Source organism: Azospirillaceae bacterium (assembly GCA_028283825.1).
Classification (GTDB): Bacteria; Pseudomonadota; Alphaproteobacteria; order Azospirillales; family Azospirillaceae; genus Nitrospirillum.
Genome location: JAPWJW010000003.1, coordinates 917,569 through 938,939, shown reverse-complemented (window position 1 = coordinate 938,939; position 21,371 = coordinate 917,569). Strand labels below are relative to the sequence as shown.

Below are 21,371 nucleotides of genomic sequence, written 5' to 3'. Positions count from 1 at the left end.
GTGGGCGATGTGAATTGCCCCATCGTGGCGGCACCAAAAAATAATGGGGGCTTCCTCGTGCGGCATCGCTATCTCGCGGCCTTGGCCGTCGTCCTGCTGTCCACCACGGCCATGGCCGCTTCGCCCGCAGCGCCGCCGCCGTCGTTCCAGGGGGCCACGGCGCTGGACGGCCTACTGCCGGTGCATGTCGACAAGGCCAAGGGCCAGATCTTCCTGACCCTGCCGGCGCCCGGTGCCGACGGGGTGATGGCGCGCTATCTCTACACCCCGGCGCTGCGCACCGGCTTGGGCTCCGCCCCCACCTTCCTGGACCGTGGCCGCATCGGCGAGACCCAGGTGCTGGCCTTCCGCCGCCTGGGCGCCAAGGTCGCCATCCAGTTCGAAAATCCGCGTTTCCATGCGCCCGAGGGCGGGGTCAATCCTGATTTCGCCACTTCGATCGTGTGGATGGGCGACGCCGTGCCCCTGACCGACGGGCGCGTGGCGGTGGATATCGCGAAGTTCCTGGCGGCGGACACGCTGGGCATCGCCAAGTCGCTGGGCCAGGAAAGCGACGCCATGGGCACCGGCGGCGGACAGCAGGGTGCCGGCAAGGGCTTCAAGCTGGACGCCGGCCTCAGCGCCGCCGACCCCGCCAGCCTGAAGCTGTTCCCCGACAATCTGGAGGTCGACGCCATCCAGACCTACACCTCCGATCATCCGGGGGCGGAGGTGGAGAACATCGCCCCCGACGCGCGGCAGGTCAGCTTCACCGTCCATCACAGCTTCATCCGCCTGCCGGCGCCGGGTTTCGTGCCGCGCGCCTTCGACCCGCGCATCGGCGGTTTCGCCACGCAATCGGTGGATTACAGCCGGCCGCTGGGCCAGGACGTGGTGCGCGACGTGGCCAACCGCTTCCGCCTGGAAAAGGTGGACCCCACGGCGGCGCGGTCGCGCATGAAGAAGCCCATCGTCTTCTACCTGGATCGCGCGGCACCCGACCCCATGCGCCAGGCCCTGCTGGACGGCATCAACTGGTGGGCCAAGGCGTTCGAGGCGGCGGGTTACATCGACGCCTTCCATGCCGAGTTGCTGCCCGAGGGCGCCGACCCCATGGATGTGCGCTACAACATCGTCAACTGGGTGGACCGCGCCACGCGCGGCTGGTCTTACGGGCAGGAGATCGTGGACCCGCGCACGGGTGAGATCGTGAAGGGCATGGTGGTTCTGGGCTCCGAACGGGTGCGGCAGGACATCCTGATCTTCCAGGGACTGGTGGGGGCGGACAAGGTGGGGACGGGCGGTCCCAACGACCCGGTGCGGGTGGCCTTGGCCCGCCTGCGCCAGCTGGGCGCGCATGAGGTGGGGCATTCCCTGGGCTTCGCGCACAATTTCGCCGCCAGCACGCAGAACCGCGCCTCCGTCATGGATTATCCCGCCCCGCGCATCGGGCTGGTGGACGGCCGTCCCGACCTGTCGGACGCCTATGGCACCGGCGTGGGGCGGTGGGACATGGCGACGGTGGACTGGCTGTACGGCCAGGACGACCAGGCGGAGGCCAAGGCCGCCGCCGTGGTGGCCGCCGGCCTGCGCTACGTCGAGGATGACAATGCCCGCCGGCCGGATACCGCCCAGCCCTGGGCCGGCCTGTGGGATGATGGCGCCGAGCCTGCCGCGGAACTGAACCGCCTGATGGGTGTGCGCCGCGCCGCAATCGACCAGTTCGGCCTGAAGGCCCTGGCGCCGGGGGAGGCGGTGGCCGAGTTGCGCCGGCGCTTCGTGCCCATCTGGTTGCTGCACCGCTATCAGGTGAACGCGGCGGCCAAGGCGGTGGGCGGGGTGGACTTCGCCTATGCCGTAGCCGGTGGCGGGAATGAGGGTTCGGCGCCCGTGCCCGCCGCGGCGCAGCGCGCGGCGTTGGCGGCCCTGCTGGGCACGCTGTCGGCCGACCAGTTGCGCTTGCCGGCCGGCCTGCTACCGCTGCTGTCCGCCGCCCGTAACGGCAGCGACAACCGCCAGTACGATATCGAACTGTTCGCCACCGCCGGCGGACCGGTGTTCGACCCGCTGGTGGCGGCGGACGTCGCGGCCAGCGTCACCCTGTCCACCCTGTTGGCGCCCACCCGCCTGGCCCGGCTGGAGGCACAGCACGCCGCCGATCCGCAGGCGCTGGGCGTGGCAGAGGTGCTGGACCGGCTGATGGCCGCCGTCCTGCCGGACAAGAGCGACGCCGTCAGCCGCCGCGTCGCCTATCGGACCCTCATCACCCTGGCCCAGGTGGCCCACCGCCCCGGCACCACGCCGGAGGTGGCGGCCTTGGCGGACCAGCGGGTGCACGAGGTGGCGGAGACGTTGGCCCACGCCCGGGGCGATGCCGAGGAACGCGCCTGGGGCGCCAGCCTGGCCCGGCAGTTGTCGGACCCGCAGCAACTGGACAAGCTGCTGGCCGACCGGCCGCGCACCGTCGAGGTGCCGCCGGGCGACCCCATCGGCGGCGGCAACTGGGCCGAGGGTGACTGGATGGATCTTCCTATCCAGTAAATCGCGTCCTGCGTGCGTTCGTGCTTTGGCCTCCCGCTGTCGTGATGTATACAACTATACATCGTTCCATGCGTGGCCCCGCCCGGCTCTTGGGTTGGCGCCGGGCCCGATGCGGGGGAGCCGATGCTGCGTCGAGTGTTGCTGCTGACGGTCGCGCTGGGCGCGATGCTTGCCGGTACGTCGTTGCCCGCCCGGGCCGCGGCGAATGAGGCGACCTTTCCCACCGCCGCCGCGGGCGTGCCCGGGCTGGTGCTGCGCAAGAACATCGACGACCTGACGCCGGACGAACTGCGCGCTTACGAGCACGCCATCCAGATCCTGAAGGATCGCAGCGGCTTCAGGCCGGATCAAAGCACGGTGGTGGCGCCCGGCGGCTTTCCGACCAATGACGAAGGTTATCTTTGGCAGGCCTGGATCCATAACTGCAACGTCATCAACCTCAACCCCACCCAACCCCAGGCGCACAATCTGCAGTGTGACAGCCTTTTCGGGGCGCCGGCGGCGGGGGAGATCACCCGCCATCCGGGCATGTGCGAGCATCACAAGGACATCTTCCTGCCCTGGCATCGGGCGGAGTTCTATTCGTATGAAAAGCTGATCCAGGGAACCGATCCGGACGGCACGGTGAAGGACAGCCGGGGGCAGGTGGGGCCCAGCACCCGCACCGTGGGCGTGCCTTATTGGAACTGGACGCGGGACCCGTCCGGCGTGCGTTATCCCAAGGCGTTCGAGAACAGGGATTCCCCGCTTTACGTGCCGCCGGCCGGCCGCGACCCGAAGAAACTGACGGCGGATGAGGCGAAGCTGTTCGAAAATGCCCGCAACCCGCTGCTGCTGGCGCGGGAGATGCTGTTCAACTGGCGCAGTTTCGGCGGGTCGCCGGCCACGGACCCCCGAAGCGCCGGCGGCACCTTCGAGCGCGGCCACCATGACACCATGCATGCGTATTATTTCAGCAACCTGTCCGCCCAGGAAGACGACACCTATATGCAGACGCCGTCCACGGCGGCGCTGGACCCCCTGTTCTTCTCTTTCCACGCCTATATCGACCTGCTGTACGAGAACTGGCTGTACATGCACGGCAGTTCCGGCGTGACCTCGCCCCGTCAATTCCTGCGCGGCGACCAGCCCAAGTCCGTGCCCCCCGCGCCGGGCGTCGTGCGGGGCACCGGTTTGCCCAGCATGGGCCGGGTGGAGAATTATTTCGACGTTCGCACCTTGGGCTACGCTTTCGAGGTCCAGCAGAAGGACCGCCTGCCCACCCGTGCCGACGTGCTGGCCCGCCTGCGGAACGCCGGCACCAATGATTTGGTGGCGTTCGGCGCCGGCAAACTCAGCCCTTACGCCTTGCTGGGCGGCCACGCGGGCCATGGGGAGGGCCAACCGGTCGCCGCCATGCTCAGCGTGCCGCTGACGGTGCCGCGCACGGTGGCCGGGGCGCAGGCGCTGACCGCCCGTTTCATCCGGCCCGACCAGGCCGCCGACGTGTCTTTCGGCATTGATCTCTACCTGCATCCGGCCGCCGCGCCCTTCAAGGACGAGGCGGAACAGCGTGACCGTTACATCGTCGACACCGGGGCCCACTGGGGCGCGGGGTCCGGCGGGCATGCCGGCCATGGCGGTGGCGGCGGATCGCTGACCGCCTTTTCCCTGGAAGAGGCGGTGGCCGACCTGATCCATACCGGCCATGCCGGGGAACGCTGGACGGTCACCGCCGTCATCTACAACCAGAAGCCCGACAAGGATTTCGGCCGCCTGGAAGTTTCTTCACGCTAACCGCCAAGAAGGGAGGGCCCCATGGCGATCCAGCGCCCGGTTTATTGGCCGACCGTGCAGGCCATCCTTGCCCGGAACCCGGCATGGGCCCAGGCAATGGCGAAGGTGCCGCTGTCGGATGACGAGGGCGTGGATACCTTGCGCCTTGGGGAGTATGCGTCGGTCAAGCGTTTCGGCAAGCTGGTCGCGGCCGCGCTTGATGGATGGCAGCGGACGCCGGACGGGAAGAACTGGCAGATGCAGCAGATCAGCGGGCAGGCGACCTTCATTCGCACGGCAGGGCATCCCATGCCGCCCAGCGCGCCGCTGCCCATAGTCGATGTCGATACCATCAAGGCCTGGGTGGCGGACGGCATGCTGGAAAGTCCACCCGTCACCGTTTGACCCCACCGCTTTCATCCGCACCCCACTTTCCCCGTGCCGCGGTCCCGTGGAACCGTTAGCTTCCTTTGCAAAATTGTTCCATGCGGAGGAAGCCATGCGTTTCTGGGGATGTGCTCTGGTGGCCGTCGCCGCCCTGGCCGCACCGGCGTTCGCGTCGGCACCACCCGATACCCGAACCATCCTGGGCACGGTGGGCAAGGTCGTCTCCCCCAACGGCATCGATGAGGCCAAGGTGGTGGAGATCGGTGGCATCCGGCAATGGATCACGGTGCGCGGCAAGGACAGGCGCAACCCCATCCTGCTGGTGCTGCACGGTGGCCCGGCCGCCCCGGAGCTGCCCACGCGTTACCTGTTCGAAGCGCCCTGGGCCGATTATTTCACCGTGGTGGAATGGGACCAGCGCGGTGCCGGCAAGACCTATCTGCTGAACGACCCGGCCAAAGTGGGGCCGACCCTGAGCGCCGACCGCATCGTCCAAGACGCGGAGGAACTGGTGGCCTATCTGCGCGCCACCTACGGCAAGCAGAAGGTGTTCGTCATCGGCCATTCCTGGGGCTCGCTGGTCGGCCTGAAGCTGGCCGCACGGCGGCCGGAATGGCTGTACGCCTATATCGGCGCCGGCCAGATCATCAACACGGTGGCAGCGGAGAAGGTCAATTACGCCTGGGCGCTGGCGGAGGCCCACCGCCGTGGCGACGCCCAGGCGATCACGGAGCTGGAGGGCATCGCCCCTTATCCGGAGAAGGACGGCGGCCTGCCGTTGGACAAGCTGGGGACGGAGCGCAAATGGTCGGTGAGGTTCGGTGGGTTGACCTATGGCCGCGACAATTACGCCTTCTGGGAAAACGCCGAGACCATCTCGCCTGACTATTCCGACGCCGACTTCAAGGCCATCGACCTGGGCAGCGCCTTTTCCCTGCCCAGGCTGCTGCCCGACATGGCGAAGGCCGATTTCACCGGCCTGACCCGGCTGGACTGTCCCCTGATCATCTTCGCCGGCCGGCATGACTACACCACGCCGTCGGAAATCGTGCAGGCCTGGTTCGGGAAACTGACGGCCCCATCCAAGCGGTTCGTCTGGTTCGAGAACTCCGCCCATATGATGTACGGCGAGGAACCGGGCCGGGTGCTGGTGCACCTGGTGCAGGATGCCCGGCCGCTGGCGGCGGCCGTGGGCGACGTGGCGCCGGAGGCGAACGGCCCATGACGGGCATTTCGCCGCCCGCGTCAGCAGGCAAGGGGCTCGTGTCCGGCGCTTCGGTCTCCTTGTAACAGGGTTCAGGCCTGGGCGGCGCGCCAGGTCTCATAGGTGACGGCGCCCAGGCGGGCCTGGCCGGCGGGGACCAGCGAGCCCTCGCGCAGGTGGGCGCCAAAATAGGGGGCGTCGGTATCGGCCACCACGGGCCGCGTGTCACCCAGCGTTGCCAGGTGGCGGGCCACCAGTTCGTTCAGGCGCTGCCGTTCCGGTCCCGCGACCGCCACCGTACCGTTGACGGGTTCGGCCAGCGCCGCCTCGGCCATGAAGGCGGCGACATCGTCGGACGCGATGGGCTGGACATAGGCGGTGGACAGATGGATGCCGTCGTCCTGGGCGGAGGATTGGGCGATGCCGCCCAGGAACTCGAAGAACTGGGTGCTGTGCACGATGGTGTAGGGAACGCCGCCGGCCTTGATCAGGGTTTCCTGCGCCAGCTTGCCCCGGAAATAGCCGCTGTCCTGCAAGCCCTCGGTCCCCACCACCGACAGGGCCACATGGTGGCGCACACCGGCCGCCTTCTCCGCCGCCGCCAGGTTGCTGCCCGACGCCTGGAAGAAGTCCAGCACCGCCTGGTCGGCGAAGCTGGGCGAATTGGCGAGGTCCACCACCACCTGCGCGCCCGCCAGCGCCTGGGCCAGGCCCTCACCGGTGATGGTGTTAACGCCGGTGTTGGGGGATGCCGCCACCACCTCGTGCCCGGCGGCGCGCAGGATTTTGACGGTCTTGGTGCCGATCAGGCCGGTGCCGCCGATGATCACGATCTTCATGTCTCGTCCCTCTGGCTGTCGCCGCGGTCGCGGCGCTTCGACCTCAAGACGAGATGGCGGTCCCCCCGTGTGACATGACGGATGCTTTTTTCTTCAGCCGGCGGCGTAGGCCACCGCGATGCGTGCCGCCAGGGCCGCGTTGTTCTTCACCAGCGCGATGTTGGCCGTCAGGCTGCGGCCGCCCGACAGCTCGTTGATGCGGGCCAGCAGGAAGGGCGTCAGGTCCTTGCGGCTGATGCCGCGCGCCTCAGCCTCCGCCACCGCGTCCTGGATGGTGCCGTCGATGAAGGCGGGGTCCAGGGCGTCGGCTTCCGGGATGGGGTTGGCGATCATGATGCCGGTGCCGCAGCCCAACGCCTGGTGCAGGCGCATGGCCTGGGCGATCTCATCCGCGCTGTCCAGGCGGTGGTCGGCCTTGTGGCCGCTGGAGCGGGTGAAGAAGGCGGGGAAGTCGTCGGCACCAAAGGCGATGACCGGCACCCGTTGGGTTTCCAGGAACTCCAGGGTCTTGGGGATGTCCAGGATGGACTTCACCCCGGCGCAGACCACGGTGGTGGGCGTGCGGCCCAGTTCCGTCAGGTCGGCGGAGATGTCGAACGTGGTCTCCGCCCCCCGGTGCACGCCCCCCACGCCGCCGGTGGCGAACAGGGGAATGCCGGCCAGGTCGGCGATGCGCATGGTGGCCGACACGGTGGTGCCGGCGGCGCCCCGGCGCACCATCACGGCCGCCAGGTCGCGGCTGGATGCTTTCACAACGCCCTTCGCCTCAGCCAGGGCCTGAAGGTCGGCCCGGTCCAGGCCCGCCCGCACTTCGCCGTCCATCAAGGCGATGGTGGCCGGCACCGCGCCGTTGGCCCGCACCACATCCTCCACCGCCAGCGCCGTCTCCAGGTTGGCGGGGAAGGGCATGCCGTGGGTGATGATGGTGGATTCCAGGGCCACCACCGGTCGGCCGGCGGCCAGGGCGTCGGCGATCTCAGGGCTGAGGCGGGGCTTAAGCGGGGACATGGGGCGCTTCCTTCAGGCGATGCAGGTTGGCGGCGATCAGGTCGGGTGACAGGCCGGGATGGACGCTGGCGCCGGTCTCGGTGGTCAGTGCGCCGACCAGCGTGCCGATGCGCGCGGCCGCGGTGATGCCGTCGCCGGCGGTCAGGCGGTGCAGCGTGCCGGCGATCATGGCGTCGCCGGCGCCGGTGGTGTCCACCGGCCGCACCACGACCGCCGGCAGATGCAGGGCGGTGTCCGCCGTCGCCACCGCGACACCCCGTGCACCCAGGGTGACGATGGCGCCGGCCGTCCCCCGGCCGCGCAGGGCCTGGGCCGCCGCCAGGGCGTCGTCGCCATCCCCGTCGCCGGGCGCGCGGCCCAGCAGGGCGTTGGCCTCATCCAGGTTCATGAACAGCAGGCTGATGCCGGTCAGGTCCGGCGGCAGGCGGGCCAGCTTGGGGATGGAGACGGCGTCGATGGCCAGGTTCAAACCCGTTGCGCGTGCCCGCTCCACCAGCAGCGCCAGCGTCGCGGCCGGCAGGTTGCAGTCGGCGAAGACCCACTGCGCGCCCGCCAGATGGGGCCAGGCGCGGTCCAGCAGGTCGGGCGTGAACAGGTCGAAGATGCGCATGTCGGCGGCGGCCAGGGCCAGGTCGCCATCCGGTCCCAGGATGGCCGCGTACTCCGCCGTCGGGGCCGACGTTGTCACCGCCACCTGGCTGACATCCACCCCGCGGCCGCGCAGTTGGGCCAGGATTTCGCGGCCGGCCTCATCCTCCCCCACGAGGGAGATGAAGGCGGTGGGCACGCCCAGCAGGGCCAGGTTCTCCGCCACGTTGCGCGCCACGCCGCCGGGGCTGCGCACGCCGTTGACAGGGTTGGAGGTGCCGGCCACCAGCGGGGCGGGGGCATGGTACTTGCGGTCCAGCACGGCGCCGCCCAGGCACACCACCCGTCCGGCCGCCGGCAGGATGTAGCCACGGCCCAGCAGGCGCCCCTTCTGCGTCAGGCTGGCGACGTGCGCCGCGATGGTGGAGCGGGCCAGCCCCAGGGCATCCGCCATTTCCTGCTGGCTGACGAAGGGGTTGGCCCGGATGGCGGCCAGCACCGCGCGTTCCTGATCGCCAAGGTTGGTCATGCGGGAGAATACCTGGAGAGAGGGTAATCCTCTCCAGGTATAGAACAAGCGTTGACGATATCAACACTTGTTCATGGAAAATCATCCCGGCTGCGGCGGTGTCTGGCTGACGGTCAGGCTGACCTCCGGCACCTCGGCCAGCGTCGGGGCCCGGGGCGGACCATTGCCCTGGGTGATCGCCAGGCGCAGGGTCAGGTGCTGCCCCTCCACGGCGTCGCCGGGCAGGGGCAGGGGATAGGTCCCGGCGTCCTGGCCCGCGCGGACGCCGAAGGGTGAAACGACACCCAATCGTCGCCCTGCGGGGGTGGAGACCTGGATCACCTGCCCGTGCTGGACGGGGCCCAGGCGGACCAGCAGCCATACCCGCTCCCCCGCCGTCGGCGGATGCGGCAGCGTCAGGGTGATTTCCCGCGCGCCGCCGCTTGCCGCGTTGTCCCGGCCCGTGTCGTCATCCGTCATCGGATCAGCCGCCGCCCCCTCCCGGATCAGGACCAGGCCGCACGCCAGTTGGGCGAGGGTGAGCAGGGTGAGGCAAACGGCGATCCGGCGCATGGGGTCACAGCGACTTGACGGTCAGGGCCTTGAGGGTGGGGACGGGGCCGGCCTTGCCGTGGGCCGGAACCAGCCGGATGTTCAGGTCGGCGTTGCCGGCCCCCAACTGGGTGAAGGCCTGTAGCGTCTTGGGCAGGGGCACGGTGAAGGTCATGTCCATGGCCATGCCCGGCATCGCCGGCCCGAAGAAGGCGATGATGCCGCCGTAATAAGGGCTGTCGGGTGCGGCCTCCGTCACGCCTGGCGGGGCGTTGACCAGCACGGTGAATTCCCGCCCGCCCTTGTCAGGCCGCGCCACGGTGATCTCCGCCACCAGGCGGGCCAGGGGGGCGGCCTGGTGGTTCTCCACCGCCGCGTGCGGCAGGGCCAGGGTGACGGCCTTGTTCTTCAGGCTACCCTTGAAGGTCCGAGGCACCGCGTTGGACGCCACCGCCGTGCCCGCTTTGATGTCCGAACCGAAGCCCGGCTCATAATCATAACCGAAGCGGTCGGTGCTGAGGTAATCGCCCGCCTTGCTACTGTCGCCGACGTAGTTGCCGCCGCCATCGACATAAAACAGGAAGGGCTGCTTCGACAGGGTGGCCAGAAGGTCCGCCGGGGGCAGGATGGGCAAGCCGGCGGCCTGCTGTTTGTTGGTCCACACATCCCACAGCCGATCCATGTTGGCGTGGTGCAGGAAGAAGATGGGGTCCACCGGCGACAGGAAGTTGGTCATGTTGCCATAGGGGCCGTTATCCCACGGGCCGACACCGCCGATGCAGTTGTGCACCAGATTGTGGGGGTAATGCTCCAGGATGGAGAATTTGGCCGGCGGCGAGTTGTGTGAGGTGGTCTTGGAACTGGTGAAGCTTTTGGTCACGTCCTCATTGTAGAAGTCGGTGACGGCCAGGCCGTCGCGGACCGTGTCCGGCGACACCGCCTTGGTCGTGTCGGCGTCCAGCTTGGGGTTGTCGCGCGACAGGTAACGGGCCCTGGCGGTGACGGCGAAGGCCTCGTCGCCCGCGACGCCGTTGCCGGTCACCATGTTCCAGAAATCCTGGAAGGTCTTGTTGCCGCGGGCGCGCTGTTGCGCCTGCTGCGCGGTCGACAGCGACGCCCAGTACTTTTCCATGGTCGGCTTGATGAAGCCGCTGAAGGCGTCGAACGTGCCGGTATAGGGCTCATACGCCTTGAAGGTCGGGTCCAGCACGCCGTCGAACATGCCGGCCGGAATCTGCGGCGACTGTGTCCAGTCCCAATAGGGCAGGGCGAAGGTGTCGTCCTTGCTCAGCGTGCGGATGGTCTGTTCGAAATAGCCCAGGTAGCCCCGGTGCCAGACGAAGAACCACCAGTTGCCGTGCGGGCAGTCCAGCAGGTGGATGAAGGCATTGCGGAACCAGTTCTGCGGGCTGTCCGCCGGCAGGTTCAGCATGGCCTCCACCCCCTTGGCGTAGCTGGCCAGCGCCTTCTGCCCCTCAGCGCTGGCGACGTTGTAGCGCCGATACTTGGCGGCGGCGCGCGCCGGCCGGAACGGCAGAGCCGACAGGCCGGCGGTGACGGCCGTGGAGGCCAGGAAGGCGCGACGGCTGAGGTGGAACGGAGTGCTGACACGCATGGCGGGTGCCCCTTGGAACGGATCTTCGGGGCGCACTATGGCGGCACTGAAATACAACCACAAGGATACTTAATGGATAATTCTCAAATATAATAGATTGTATACAGCATGTTAACCGCTTGAAGGATATCGGGTTTGCCCAGCCTGAATCGGGCGCCCCGGTAGTGGAACGATGGGGCGGCCGTGCGGCACAGTTGTCTGCGGATCGACCGGCGTCCCTATGCCTGAGCGTGCAGGCGGTGACGGCCATTGGCGGGCGCCTGGGCGGCGAGTCTTGAGGTTCCTGCGCATATTGTATCCAAGATGGACGGCCCGAAGGTTGCGGATTGGTGGTGGAAAAGGGCCAATTCAACCGGCGATGCCCGCCGAAGTGGCCCCAAGCGTCACAATCGCCGTCCCGGGCTTGCGGGGGCCTAAGGCGCCATGATCTAAAATGGGTCATCCAGGCACATTTTTAGATGCCGACCGACCAGGGGGACCTTTCCTAAATGCGCATCACCACCTTCGCCTCGTGCTTCGCGCTGCTGATGGCGCTGGGCTCACCCACCTTCGCGGCCGACCAGCCGGCCAAGCCGGACGCCAAGGCGGCGGCGCCGAAGGACGACAGCGACCTGGCCCCGTTCCCGGCGCCCAAGTCCGTGAAGCAGTCGGCCGTCATCGGCGGCAAGCACGTGGAATACACGGCCACCGTCGGCTCCCTGCCGGTGAAGGATGAGAAGGGCAAGACGATTGGCGAGGTGGTGTACACCGCCTACACCGTGGCCGGCCGCGACCCCGCCACCCGCCCTGTGACCTTCGCCTTCAACGGCGGCCCTGGCGCTTCGTCGGTCTACCTGAACCTGGGCGCCATCGGCCCGAAGCAGGTGGCGTTCGGCAAGGCCGGCGACAGCCCGTCCGACAGTGCCGTGCTGAAGGACAACCCCAACAGCTGGCTGGACTTCACCGACCTGGTGTTCATCGATCCCATCGGCACCGGCTTCAGCCGCACCCGGGTGGACGAGGAACAGACCAAGAAGGCGTTCTTCACCGCCGACACCGACATCCATTACCTCAGCCGCATCGTTTATGACTGGCTGCTGACCAACAACCGCCTGACCAGCAAGAAGTACCTGGTGGGCGAAAGCTATGGCGGCTACCGCCTGCCGCGCCTGGCCTACTACCTGCAAAGCCGCATCGGTGTCGGTGTCTCGGGCATGACCCTGGTGTCGCCCTACCTGGACCCGCCCGCCATCGGGGAAGAGGACGCGCTGTCCCCCCTGCCGTGGATGATCAACCTGACCGCCATGGCGGCCGGCAACTTCGAACGCCAGGGCAAACCCCTGAACGAGAGCACCATGGGTGCCGTCGAGAAGTACGACCGCACGGAATTCCTGCAGGACCTGCTGGCCGGCCCGCGCGACAAGGCCGCGGCCGACCGACTGTCGGCCAAGGTCGCAGACCTGACCGGCCTGGATCCCAAGCTGGTGCGCCGCATGAACGGCCGCGTGGATATCGAGACCTACCTGCGGGAAATCCACCGCGCCGACGGCAAGGTGGGCTCGGTCTATGACAGCAACGTCACCGCCTTCGACCCGTTCCCCGCCAGTGCGGAGGCGCGCTACAACGACCCGCTGCTGGACGGCCTGATCGCCCCCACCACCTCGGCCATGGCGGACTTCGTCACCAACCAGGTCGGCTGGAAGGTGGAGGCGCGCTACAACGCCCTGTCGTATGAGGTGAACGAGGCCTGGACGCGTGATCACAAGGACGCACCGGTCACCGACCTGCGCAAGGCCATCGCCAACGATCCCAAGATGGCGGTGACCATCGTCCACGGCTGGAACGACCTGTCCTGCCCGTACTTCGGCTCGCGCCTGCTGATCGACCAGATGCCGACCTACGGCGTGCCGGAACGGGTGAAGCTGCGCATGTACCCCGGCGGCCACATGTTCTACGCCCGCCCCGACAGCGGTGCCGCCTTCCGCAAGGACATCATGGCGATGTACGACGCCAAGTAATACGCGCCCGCCACGTGGGTTGTGATGGAAACCGGCCGGGGGCCTCTCCCGGCCGGTTTTCTTTTGAGCGCGCCCCATGCGTGCATTATCGCAGCCTTACGCCCGCCATAATCCGCCGGCCAATCTGTCGCATTCTTGTTCGATTGCAGGGGTGCCGGCATTGCGCGATGGGGCGCAGGCACCCTACATTCGTGCGACAATCCGGGGGGATGGGATGCGGGACAGGCTGGTGGGCTGGGGTTTCGGGCGCGCGGTTTGGGTTTTCGTCTCGCTGATCTTTTTCCTCGCTGTGCTGTTCTGGGCACGGTGCGGGGACGCCAACGCCCAGGCGCTGTCGGCGCCGGCGCGGGCCTATAGCCCGGAACTGGTGGCGCGCAACTACACCGGCCCCGGCGGCAACGGCCAGCCCACCCACGGCCTGACCATCGGCAAACTGGACATCACGGTCAAAATCGTCGGCGGGGTGGCGCACACCACGCTGCTGGCGATCTTCGCCAACCCAACCAACGTGGCGGTGGAGGGGGACTTCACCCTGGATCTGCCCGCCGGTGCTGCCGTCACCGGCTATGCCCTGGACGTGAACGGGGCCATGGCCGACGGGGTACTGGCGGCCAAGCGCGCCGCCACCCTGGCCTATCAGAAACAGGTGCGGCGCGGCGTCGATCCCGGCCTGGCGGAGGTGACGCACGACAACGCCTTCCGCACCCATGTCTTCCCCATCTTCCCCAACCGGGGGCGCACCATCCGGCTGGAATTCGCCAGCCCCATCGGCGATGGCCAGCCTTATGTCCTGCCCCTGGCGACCCTGGACCCGGTGACGAAGTTCAGCCTGCTGGTCATCGACACCGACGCGGCGGCCCAGCCGGCGCTGACCGGCCCGGACGGCACCGACCTGCGCTGGACCCCCGGCGCGCAGGGGCAGGAGGCGCGCCTCAATGCCGACAGCCTTATCCTGTCGGGCGCACTGACCATCGGTGCGGCCCCGGCGGCGGCCCCGGTGGTGCTGACCCGCCACAAGGGGGGCGACACCTTCTTTGAGATCAACGCCCGGGTGTCGCCGGCCGCGGCACCGGCCGCGAGTGTCGGCGGCCGTGTCCGGATCTATTGGGACCGGTCCTTGTCGCACAAGCGGGCGGATTTGGCGGCGGAGACGGATCTGCTGGCCCGCTACCTGGCGGCCACGGCGCCCCAGGCGGTGGATCTGGTGCTGTTCGCCGATACCGCACCCCGCGTCCTGACCTTTGATAAAGGCCCAGTGGCCGATGACGTGGTCGCGGCGGTGAAGGCCTTGGACTACGGCGGCGCCACCTCCCTGGCCGGGGTGTTGAAGGCGGCCCCGTCGCCCGCCGCCGCCTGCCTGTTCTTCGGTGACGGCACGGTGACCCTGGACGCCTATCAGTTGGAACGGGCGTCCTGCCCGCTGTTCACCCTGTCCAGCGGGGCGGAGGCCGACCACGGCTTCCTGACGGCGCTGGCGCACAAGTCGGGGGGTGAGCATCTGGACCTGAGGGCGCGGGGGGCGGACGCCGTGCTGGCCCGCCTGACCGCCACCGGCGTCCGCGCCATCGACCTGAAGGCGGCGGATGGAACGGCGCTGGACTTCACCCTCCTGCCGTCGGCGGCCGACCAGGTGCGCGTGATCGGCCGCGCGCCGCCGTCGCTGGGTACCGTGCGCCTGGCCCTGGCTGACGGGCGCGCCTTGAAATTCGACCTGGCCGACGCGGCCGTGGTGGCGGAGGACGCGCCTGGCGCCCTGTGGGCCGCCGACCGGCTGGCGGAGATGACGGCGACCGACCGGCCGGACCGCGACGCCGCCATCGGTTTCGCCAGGCGCTACAGCGTGGCTGCCGGCGGTGCCGTGTTCCTGGTGCTGGAACGCCTGCAGGACTATGTGGACGCCGGCATCACGCCGCCCGACAGCGCCGACAAGGTGATGCAGAACCAGTATGCCGCCTGGGTGGAGAACACGGCCCGGGCCAAGCGGCAGGCCCAGGACCAGCGCCTGGACATGGTCGTCCAGGAATGGCAGGAGGAAAAGGACTGGTGGGCCGGCAAGAAGCCGGAGCCGCGCAAGGTTTCGGCCGCAGCCCAGTCGGCGACTACCCAATCGGCTGCCGTTCCCCCACCACCGCCCATCGCGCCGACCACGCAGGCCCGGCCGCCCGTGGTGGCGCCACCGACGCAGGCACCTCGGCCAATTGCACCGCCACCGGCCCCCATCATGGCCGCGCCGCCCCCGCCACCGCCGATGCAGGCGGTGCAGCCGCCGCCCTTTATGCCGCAGGTGGAGGTGCAAATCGAAACGCCCCCACCGGCTTCCGGCGGGCCTCCCCCCGCTGGTCCTAGCCGGGTTGCCCACGCGCCGGTCGCCCCGATCGGTGGCAAAATGGACACCACCAGCTCAGTCACCGCCATCCAGGTGGAGGCGGAGCCGTGGAACCCCGACCGGCCCTACCTGCGGGAATTGAAGGCGCATCTGGGCGATGCCGAGGGCTTCCATGCCGCGCTGGACCAGCAGGCGGCGCGCTATGGCGCCCTGCCGGCCTTCTACCTGGATGTGGCGGAACTGCTGTTCCGTGACGGCCAGGCGGACGCCGCGGCGTCCATGGCGCTGAACGCCCTGGAACTGCCCACCACCGACACCGGCACGCTGATCATCGTGGCCGACGATCTGATGCGTTTCGGGCAGGAGACACGGGCCGTCTGGCTGTATGAGAAGGTGCTGTACCTGGATGACGACCGGCCGCAGCCGCGCCGCAGCCTGGCGCTGGCCCTGATCGAGCGGGCGGAACGGGCGGCCAAGCACGGCGGCCCGGTGGCGGCACAGCGCGCGGACTATGAACGCGCCCTGCGGCTGCTGAATGAGGTGGTCACCCGCACCTGGGCGCCGGCCTTCACCGGCATCGAACTGGTGGCCCTGATGGAGGCCAACCGCATCCTGCCCCGCCTGCAAAAGCTGGGTGCGCGCGACATCCCGCTGGACCCGCGCCTGTGGGCGCAGCTGGACGTGGACATGCGTGTCGTCCTGGAATGGAACGTGGACGCCACCGACATGGATCTGTGGGTGGATGAGCCCTCGGGCGAGCGTGCCATCTACAGCCACCCGCGCACCAGCATCGGCGGCCGGCTGTCGCACGACATGACCCAGGGTTATGGGCCGGAGGAATACCTGCTGCGCCGGGCGCCGTCGGGCGAATACACCATCCGCGCCAACATCTACGCCAGTGATCGCCTGAACCCCAACGGCCCCATCACCATCCGCGCCCACCTCTACCGCAATTATGAGCGCGGGTCGGAGGAGGGCCAGGTGTTCCAGGTGGAACTGAAACCGGGGGAGGATGGCGTGCGCGTGGTGGGGCGGGTTACGGTCAAGTAGCTAACGTTTGCCCCGCAGCAGCAGGCTGGCCCCGGCGCAGGCCAGCATGGCCAGGCCGGCGATCAGGAAGGCGTCGCTGTAGGACATCAGCAGCGCCTGGCGGTGCACGTCCTGGTCCAGCAGCGCCAGGGCCCGCTGACGCAGCGGCGCCGTGGCACTGCTGTAGAGGGCGGTCGCGCGATCCACCGGGTGCTGGGCCAGCAGGCGGACCAGATCGACCATGCGGTCGCGGGTGGCCAGGGCATAGGGGGTCACCGCTTCGCCGATATGGACGGCGTGCAGCTTTTCGCGGTCCACCACGAACTGGCCGGCGATGGCGATGCCGATGGCGCCGCCCACGTTGCGCACCATGGAAAACACGCCGGAGGCGGAGCCCATCTCCGCCTTTTCCAGGCCCTGCACCGCCATGACGCCCAGCGCCACCACGATCAGCGACTGGCCGATGCCGCGCACCACCAGCGACGGCACGATGACGTTGCGCGCGGCGTCGGCATCCAGGTGGATGTTCATCAGGCAGCCCGCCGCCATGATGACGAAACCCAGGGCGATGGCCAGGCGCACGCCGATGCGCCGCATCAGCGGCGGCGTGGCGAAGGACATGACCAGTTGCACCGCGCCATAGGGGATCATGGTCAGGCCGATCTGCCGGGCGTTATAGCCCTGGGCGTCGGCGAAATAATTGGGCACCAGGAAGACGACGCCGAACACGGCGGCGCCGAAGGTGAACTGCATCAGGCTGGCCAGCCCGAAATTATAGCGGCCCAGCAGGCGCAGGTTGATGAAGGGCTGTGTCCGCCCAAGCTCGATGATCACGAAGGCGGCCAGGCCGACGGCGGCGACGATGGCGGCCTCGACAATGAAGGCGGAGGAAAACCAGTCCTTGCGCCCACCTTCCTCCAGCAGGATTTGCAGGGCCGACAGGCCGACCGCCATGGCGATGATGCCACCCCAATCGCCGTTGCGCAGTTTTTCCAGCGCCACCGGCTGCGGCCGGATGGACCAGCCGATGGCAGCCAGCAGCAGCAGGCCGGGCGGGTATCTGCAGATAAAAGATCCAGCGCCAGGAATAGGCGTCGGTCAGCCAGCCGCCCAGCGAGGGCCCGGCCGCCTGGGCGACGTTGTTGGAAATGGCGAACAGGGCCATGCCCAGCGGGTGGCGGCTGGCTGGCAGCTCGGTCACGATCAGCTGGAAGGACAGCGGGATCAGCACGCCGCCGAACGCCCCTTGCAGGGTACGGGCCGCGATCATGGTGCCGATAGTGGGGGCCAGCGAACAGGCCATGGAAAACAGCACGAAGCCGCCGCAACCCACCATCAGCACCCGGCGCGCCGAGAAGACGCTGACCAGCCAGGCGGTCAGGGGAATGATGATGATTTCCGCCACCAGATAGGCGGTGGTGATCCACGACCCTTCCTCGAAACTGGCGCCCAGCGATCCGCGCACGTCGGGCAAGGAGGCGTTGGTGACGTGCACGTTCATGCCGGCCATGAAGCAGCCGACGGCCCCGCCGATCACCGCCACCCAGGCGCGGAGGGATACCGTCTCGTCCTGCGCGCTCATTGCACGGCCCCGGCGCCGGGCCGCGTGTCGATGCGGGTGACCACCGACAGGCCGGGGCGCAGGTCACCGGCGCGGGGCTGGCCCGGATCCACCCGGATGCGCACCGGCATGCGCTGCACGATCTTGGTGAAGTTGCCGGTGGCGTTGTCCGGCGGCAGCAACGCGAATTGCGCGCCCGACGCCGGGGCGAAACTGTCGACATGGCCGGTCAGCACCGCACCGCCGAAGGCGTCCACAATGATGGTCACGGGCTGGCCCGGCGCCACCTGGTCCAACTGGGTTTCCTTGTAGTTGGCGACGATGTAGGCGTCGGCCGGCACCAGGGCCATCAGGGGCGTGCCCACCTCCACCCCCTGGCCAGGGCGCAGGGTGCGCTGGCCCACCGTGCCGGCGGCGGGTGCGCGGATGATGGTGCGGTCCAGGTCGATGCGGGCCAGGTCGCGTTGCGCCTCGGCCTCCGCCAATTGGGCGTGAGCCTTTGCCAGCGTGGCTGTGGCCCGCTGGGTTTCGGAGTCCAGGACGGCCAGGCGATCCTTGGCCGCTTGCGCGGCGGCCCGTGCCGCGGCGACGGCCGCTTGGGCCCGACGGGCGTCGGCGTCGGCGGTTTCCAGCAATTGGGCGCTGGTGACCTGCTGTTGGGTCAACAGCTGCTGACGACGGTAGTCCAGACCGGCCCGATGGTCGTCGGCCTGACGGGCAGCCACTTCGGCGGTCGCGGCGGCGATCTGGCTGTGTTGCTGTTGCAGCTGTGCCGCCAGGCTGGCGATTGCCGCCTCATCCGCCGCGATGTCCGCTTGCGCCGCGGCCACCGTGCCGTCGGCCAGGGCCAGGTGGGCGCGATAGTCGCGATCCTCGATGCGGGCCAGCACGTCGCCGGCCGCGACCCGCTGGTTGTCGGCCACCGCGACCTCGGTCACCAGGCCGGCGACGCGCGGGCTGATGGCGATGACATCGGCGCGGACATAGGCGTCGTCGGTGGATTCCAGGAAGCGGCCGGTGGTCCACCAATAGGCGCCGGTGGTGGCCAGGGCGATGCCGGCCAATCCGCCGGCCCCGATGACCAGGGCCTTGCGGGACGGTGTGGGGGCCGCGATGGCGGGGTCTTGCGTGGTCATGACGGGGATACTCGCGTGTGGTCAGTGGCGGCGGGCGTGACGGCCGGCGCTTCCGCCCAGCCGCCGCCCAGGGCCTTGAACAGGGTGATTTCGGCGTCCGTCACGGCGGCGTCGGCCGTGGCCAGGTCGGTGTCGGCGGTGACGGCACCGCGTTCGGCGTCCAGCACCTCCAGCGCCGTGGCGGCACCCGACCGGCGGCCCAACCGGGCCAGGCGCAAGGCTTCATCGGCGTGCGCCGTCGCCTGGGCCAGCGCGGTGCGTCGGGCTTCCGCTGCCTCATAGAGGGCCAGGGCCTGCCGCACTTCCTTCAACGCGGTCAGGATGGCGGCGTCGAAACGCGCCAGGTCGCCGGCCTGGTGCGCCTGCGCCCCGGCGATGGCGGCCCGGGCGGCGCCGACGTTGGGGAAGCGCCAGGACAGCAGGGGGCCGACGCTCCACACCACGTTCTGCGATTGACTGAGGCCGTTGATGCCCGGGGCGGAGTCGGCGACGCCGGCGCCCAGGGTGACGCGGGGATACAGGTCGGCCATGGCCACCCCGATGCGCGCGGTGCTGGCGGCCAGGCGCCGTTCCGCCGCGCGCACGTCGGGGCGGCGGCGCAGCAGGCCGGTGACATCGCCCAGCGGCAGGGGACCGGCCAGCCGCGGCGGGGCTTCGCAGCGGGCGGCGGCGTCCGGCACGGCGTCCGGCGGTTGGCCGGTCAGCGCCGCCAGCTCATACAGCGCGTTGCGCCGGCCGGCCTCCAGCGGCGGCAGGGCCGCCCGTGCCTGGTCCAGCAGGGCCGCCGCCCGTGCCACGTCCAGCGGCGTGGCGGCCCCGGCGTCGCGCAGGCGCCAGCGCACATCCAACCCCTGGTCCAGCAGGGCCACCGACCGTCGGGCCATGGCCAGGCGGGCGGCATAGGCGCAGGCGTCGGCATAGGCGCGGGTGGTAGCGGCGGCCACCACCACGCGCAGGCCGTCCGCCACGGCTTGCGCGGCCGCCACATCCGCTGTTGCCGCCGCCACGCCCTGGCGCAGGCGGCCGACCAGGTCGACCTCCCACCCCAGTTGGAAACCCAGGTCGTAACGTGGACCGGTGCGCACCGGCGTTTGGGCCAGGGCGGCGGCCAACTGGTCGGTGGCGGTGCTGCCATAACCGGCGCCGGCGGTCAGGGCGGTTTGCGGTTGCCGCTCATCCTCACGGGCGCCCAACAGGGCCCGCGCCTCCAGCACCGCGGCAGCACCGGCGCGCAGATCGCGGTTGCGCTCCAGCGCCTGGGCGACCAACCCGTCCAGGGCCGGGTCGGCGTACAGGCGCCACCAGGCATCCGGCACCGGCGGGGTGGCGTCCGCGAGCGGGGCGTTGGGGATGTTGATCGTCGGTGGTGGCGGCTGGGCCGGGCCCAGTGTGCAGCCAGCCAGGGCCAGCGGGGCCAGCAGGCATGACAGGGGGAAGCGGGCAAGGGACATGAGGCGGGGCAACCGGTTGAAGGACGAACCAAGGGGCCCCATCCAGCCACAACGGCTCTTGTCTTTCTCTCGCGCATTGGACAACAATCATCGCGATATGGACAATATCCGCACCCATCACGATTGCCACGCGACGGTCCGGCCCATCGCCGCCCTGGCGTGGGACTATGCGCACGGCCAGGACATCCCGGCCCATGACCATGATCGCGCCCAACTGATCCATGCCCTGACCGGGGTGATGACGGTGGTCAGCGCCGGCGGCAGCTGGGTGGTGCCCACCGGCCGGGCGGTGTGGATGCCGGCGGGGGTGGAACATGAAATCCGCATCGCCGGGGCGGTCGCCATGCGCACCGTTTTCGTGCGGCCGGACGCGAGGGGTGGTCTGCCCGACGCCTGCGCCGTCATCGCCGTCAGCCCACTGTTGCGCGAGGCCATCATCGCCGCCACGGCCATCCCGCTGGATTACGACGCGGGCGGGCGCGACCAGCGGGTGATGGACCTGATCCTGGATGAACTGCTGGCCGCACCCCGCCTGGATCTGCACGTGCCGTTGCCGCGCGATCCGCGCCTGTTGCGCCTGTGCCAGCGCATGATCGCCGACCCGTCGGCGCCGGATACGCTGGAAGGCCTGGCGGTATCGGCGCACATGAGCGGCCGCACCCTGGCCCGCCTGTTCCAGCGAGAGGTCGGCATGGGTTTCGGCGACTGGCGCCGCCGCATGCGCCTGCTGCTCAGCCTGCCGCGCCTGGCGGCCGGCGCCAGCGTGCTGGAGGTGGCGCTGGAGCATGGCTACGACAGCCCCAGCGCCTTCACCGCCATGTTCCGCCGCACCCTGGGCCTGTCACCCACGGAATATTTGGGAGCGGCTAACGCCACACCCGCGGCATGAATTTCT

General features: G+C 69.3%; 15 protein-coding genes and 1 pseudogene. 7 read left to right on the top strand and 9 right to left on the bottom strand.

What is annotated here, in order from left to right; translation table 11 throughout:
* The first annotated feature begins 57 nt into the window (after positions 1 to 57).
* From PW843_16305 to PW843_16290, 4 genes are all read left to right on the top strand, one after another.
* Positions 58 to 2,520 (top strand): zinc-dependent metalloprotease, encoded by a 2,463-nt coding sequence (locus PW843_16305; GenBank protein ID MDE1148163.1) that lies wholly within the window; start codon positions 58 to 60, stop codon positions 2,518 to 2,520.
* A gap of 123 nt (positions 2,521 to 2,643) precedes the next feature.
* On the top strand, positions 2,644 to 4,296 hold the full coding sequence (locus PW843_16300) for a tyrosinase family protein (GenBank protein ID MDE1148162.1): 1,653 nt from the start codon (positions 2,644 to 2,646) through the stop codon (positions 4,294 to 4,296).
* Between the two features lie 21 nt (positions 4,297 to 4,317).
* On the top strand, positions 4,318 to 4,680 hold the full coding sequence (locus PW843_16295; protein MDE1148161.1) for a hypothetical protein: 363 nt from the start codon (positions 4,318 to 4,320) through the stop codon (positions 4,678 to 4,680).
* 94 nt (positions 4,681 to 4,774) lie between these two features.
* Complete coding sequence (locus PW843_16290) at positions 4,775 to 5,887, top strand: alpha/beta hydrolase (GenBank protein MDE1148160.1); 1,113 nt, start codon at positions 4,775 to 4,777, stop codon at positions 5,885 to 5,887.
* Between the two features lie 71 nt (positions 5,888 to 5,958).
* Here PW843_16290 and PW843_16285 read toward each other — a convergent pair whose 3' ends face one another.
* The 5 genes from PW843_16285 to PW843_16265 all read right to left on the bottom strand — a co-directional run bounded on the left by PW843_16285 (position 5,959) and on the right by PW843_16265 (position 10,976).
* Positions 5,959 to 6,705: an SDR family oxidoreductase gene (locus tag PW843_16285; protein ID MDE1148159.1), complete on the bottom strand. Its 747-nt coding sequence runs from the start codon at positions 6,703 to 6,705 to the stop codon at positions 5,959 to 5,961.
* A 93-nt stretch (positions 6,706 to 6,798) separates the two neighbouring features.
* A complete protein-coding gene (locus tag PW843_16280) occupies positions 6,799 to 7,713 on the bottom strand; it encodes a pseudouridine-5'-phosphate glycosidase (protein ID MDE1148158.1) in 915 nt (304 codons plus the stop codon).
* Positions 7,700 to 8,830 (bottom strand): winged helix-turn-helix transcriptional regulator, encoded by a 1,131-nt coding sequence (locus tag PW843_16275; GenBank protein MDE1148157.1) that lies wholly within the window; start codon positions 8,828 to 8,830, stop codon positions 7,700 to 7,702. The genes PW843_16280 and PW843_16275 overlap by 14 nt, the downstream gene beginning before the upstream one ends.
* A gap of 81 nt (positions 8,831 to 8,911) precedes the next feature.
* A complete protein-coding gene (locus PW843_16270) occupies positions 8,912 to 9,382 on the bottom strand; it encodes a hypothetical protein (protein MDE1148156.1) in 471 nt (156 codons plus the stop codon).
* A gap of 4 nt (positions 9,383 to 9,386) precedes the next feature.
* The gene (locus PW843_16265) at positions 9,387 to 10,976 is read right to left on the bottom strand and encodes a tyrosinase family protein (protein MDE1148155.1); all 1,590 of its coding nucleotides are present in this window, start codon (positions 10,974 to 10,976) and stop codon (positions 9,387 to 9,389) included.
* A gap of 488 nt (positions 10,977 to 11,464) precedes the next feature.
* On the opposite strand from PW843_16265, the gene PW843_16260 reads away from it, so the two are divergent.
* On the top strand, positions 11,465 to 12,973 hold the full coding sequence (locus tag PW843_16260) for a peptidase S10 (protein ID MDE1148154.1): 1,509 nt from the start codon (positions 11,465 to 11,467) through the stop codon (positions 12,971 to 12,973).
* A 214-nt stretch (positions 12,974 to 13,187) separates the two neighbouring features.
* A complete protein-coding gene (locus PW843_16255) occupies positions 13,188 to 16,349 on the top strand; it encodes a VIT domain-containing protein (protein MDE1148153.1) in 3,162 nt (1,053 codons plus the stop codon).
* On the opposite strand, the gene PW843_16250 is transcribed toward PW843_16255, so the two are convergent.
* From PW843_16250 to PW843_16235, 4 genes and pseudogenes are all read right to left on the bottom strand, one after another.
* Positions 16,350 to 17,282, bottom strand: a complete 933-nt coding sequence (locus tag PW843_16250) for an MFS transporter (GenBank protein MDE1148152.1) — start codon at positions 17,280 to 17,282, stop codon at positions 16,350 to 16,352.
* A 115-nt stretch (positions 17,283 to 17,397) separates the two neighbouring features.
* A pseudogene (locus PW843_16245) lies at positions 17,398 to 17,838 on the bottom strand (MFS transporter).
* Between the two features lie 68 nt (positions 17,839 to 17,906).
* Complete coding sequence (locus PW843_16240) at positions 17,907 to 19,025, bottom strand: HlyD family secretion protein (GenBank protein ID MDE1148151.1); 1,119 nt, start codon at positions 19,023 to 19,025, stop codon at positions 17,907 to 17,909.
* Positions 19,022 to 20,476 carry a TolC family protein gene (locus tag PW843_16235; GenBank protein ID MDE1148150.1) on the bottom strand — a complete coding sequence of 485 codons (1,455 nt, stop codon included), beginning with the start codon at positions 20,474 to 20,476 and terminating at the stop codon, positions 19,022 to 19,024. Before PW843_16235 ends, PW843_16240 begins: the two co-directional genes overlap by 4 nt.
* Before the next feature lie 97 nt (positions 20,477 to 20,573).
* Between PW843_16235 and PW843_16230 the strand changes: the two genes are divergently transcribed.
* Positions 20,574 to 21,365, top strand: a complete 792-nt coding sequence (locus PW843_16230) for a helix-turn-helix transcriptional regulator (protein ID MDE1148149.1) — start codon at positions 20,574 to 20,576, stop codon at positions 21,363 to 21,365.
* Positions 21,366 to 21,371 lie beyond the last annotated feature (6 nt).

Excerpts from the sequence above, each read along its gene's own strand:
- PW843_16300 (MDE1148162.1), top strand. The coding sequence starts at position 2,644 with ATGCTGCGTCGAGTGTTGCTGCTGACGGTCGCGCTGGGCGCGATGCTT.
- PW843_16285 (MDE1148159.1), bottom strand. The coding sequence starts at position 6,705 with ATGAAGATCGTGATCATCGGCGGCACCGGCCTGATCGGCACCAAGACC.
- PW843_16265 (MDE1148155.1), bottom strand. The coding sequence starts at position 10,976 with ATGCGTGTCAGCACTCCGTTCCACCTCAGCCGTCGCGCCTTCCTGGCC.
- PW843_16260 (MDE1148154.1), top strand. The coding sequence starts at position 11,465 with ATGCGCATCACCACCTTCGCCTCGTGCTTCGCGCTGCTGATGGCGCTG.
- PW843_16290 (MDE1148160.1), top strand. The coding sequence starts at position 4,775 with ATGCGTTTCTGGGGATGTGCTCTGGTGGCCGTCGCCGCCCTGGCCGCA.
- PW843_16250 (MDE1148152.1), bottom strand. The coding sequence starts at position 17,282 with ATGGCGGTCGGCCTGTCGGCCCTGCAAATCCTGCTGGAGGAAGGTGGG.
- PW843_16240 (MDE1148151.1), bottom strand. The coding sequence starts at position 19,025 with ATGACCACGCAAGACCCCGCCATCGCGGCCCCCACACCGTCCCGCAAG.
- PW843_16280 (MDE1148158.1), bottom strand. The coding sequence starts at position 7,713 with ATGTCCCCGCTTAAGCCCCGCCTCAGCCCTGAGATCGCCGACGCCCTG.
- PW843_16270 (MDE1148156.1), bottom strand. The coding sequence starts at position 9,382 with ATGCGCCGGATCGCCGTTTGCCTCACCCTGCTCACCCTCGCCCAACTG.
- PW843_16235 (MDE1148150.1), bottom strand. The coding sequence starts at position 20,476 with ATGTCCCTTGCCCGCTTCCCCCTGTCATGCCTGCTGGCCCCGCTGGCC.
- PW843_16275 (MDE1148157.1), bottom strand. The coding sequence starts at position 8,830 with ATGACCAACCTTGGCGATCAGGAACGCGCGGTGCTGGCCGCCATCCGG.
- PW843_16255 (MDE1148153.1), top strand. The coding sequence starts at position 13,188 with ATGCGGGACAGGCTGGTGGGCTGGGGTTTCGGGCGCGCGGTTTGGGTT.
- PW843_16295 (MDE1148161.1), top strand. The coding sequence starts at position 4,318 with ATGGCGATCCAGCGCCCGGTTTATTGGCCGACCGTGCAGGCCATCCTT.
- PW843_16230 (MDE1148149.1), top strand. The coding sequence starts at position 20,574 with ATGGACAATATCCGCACCCATCACGATTGCCACGCGACGGTCCGGCCC.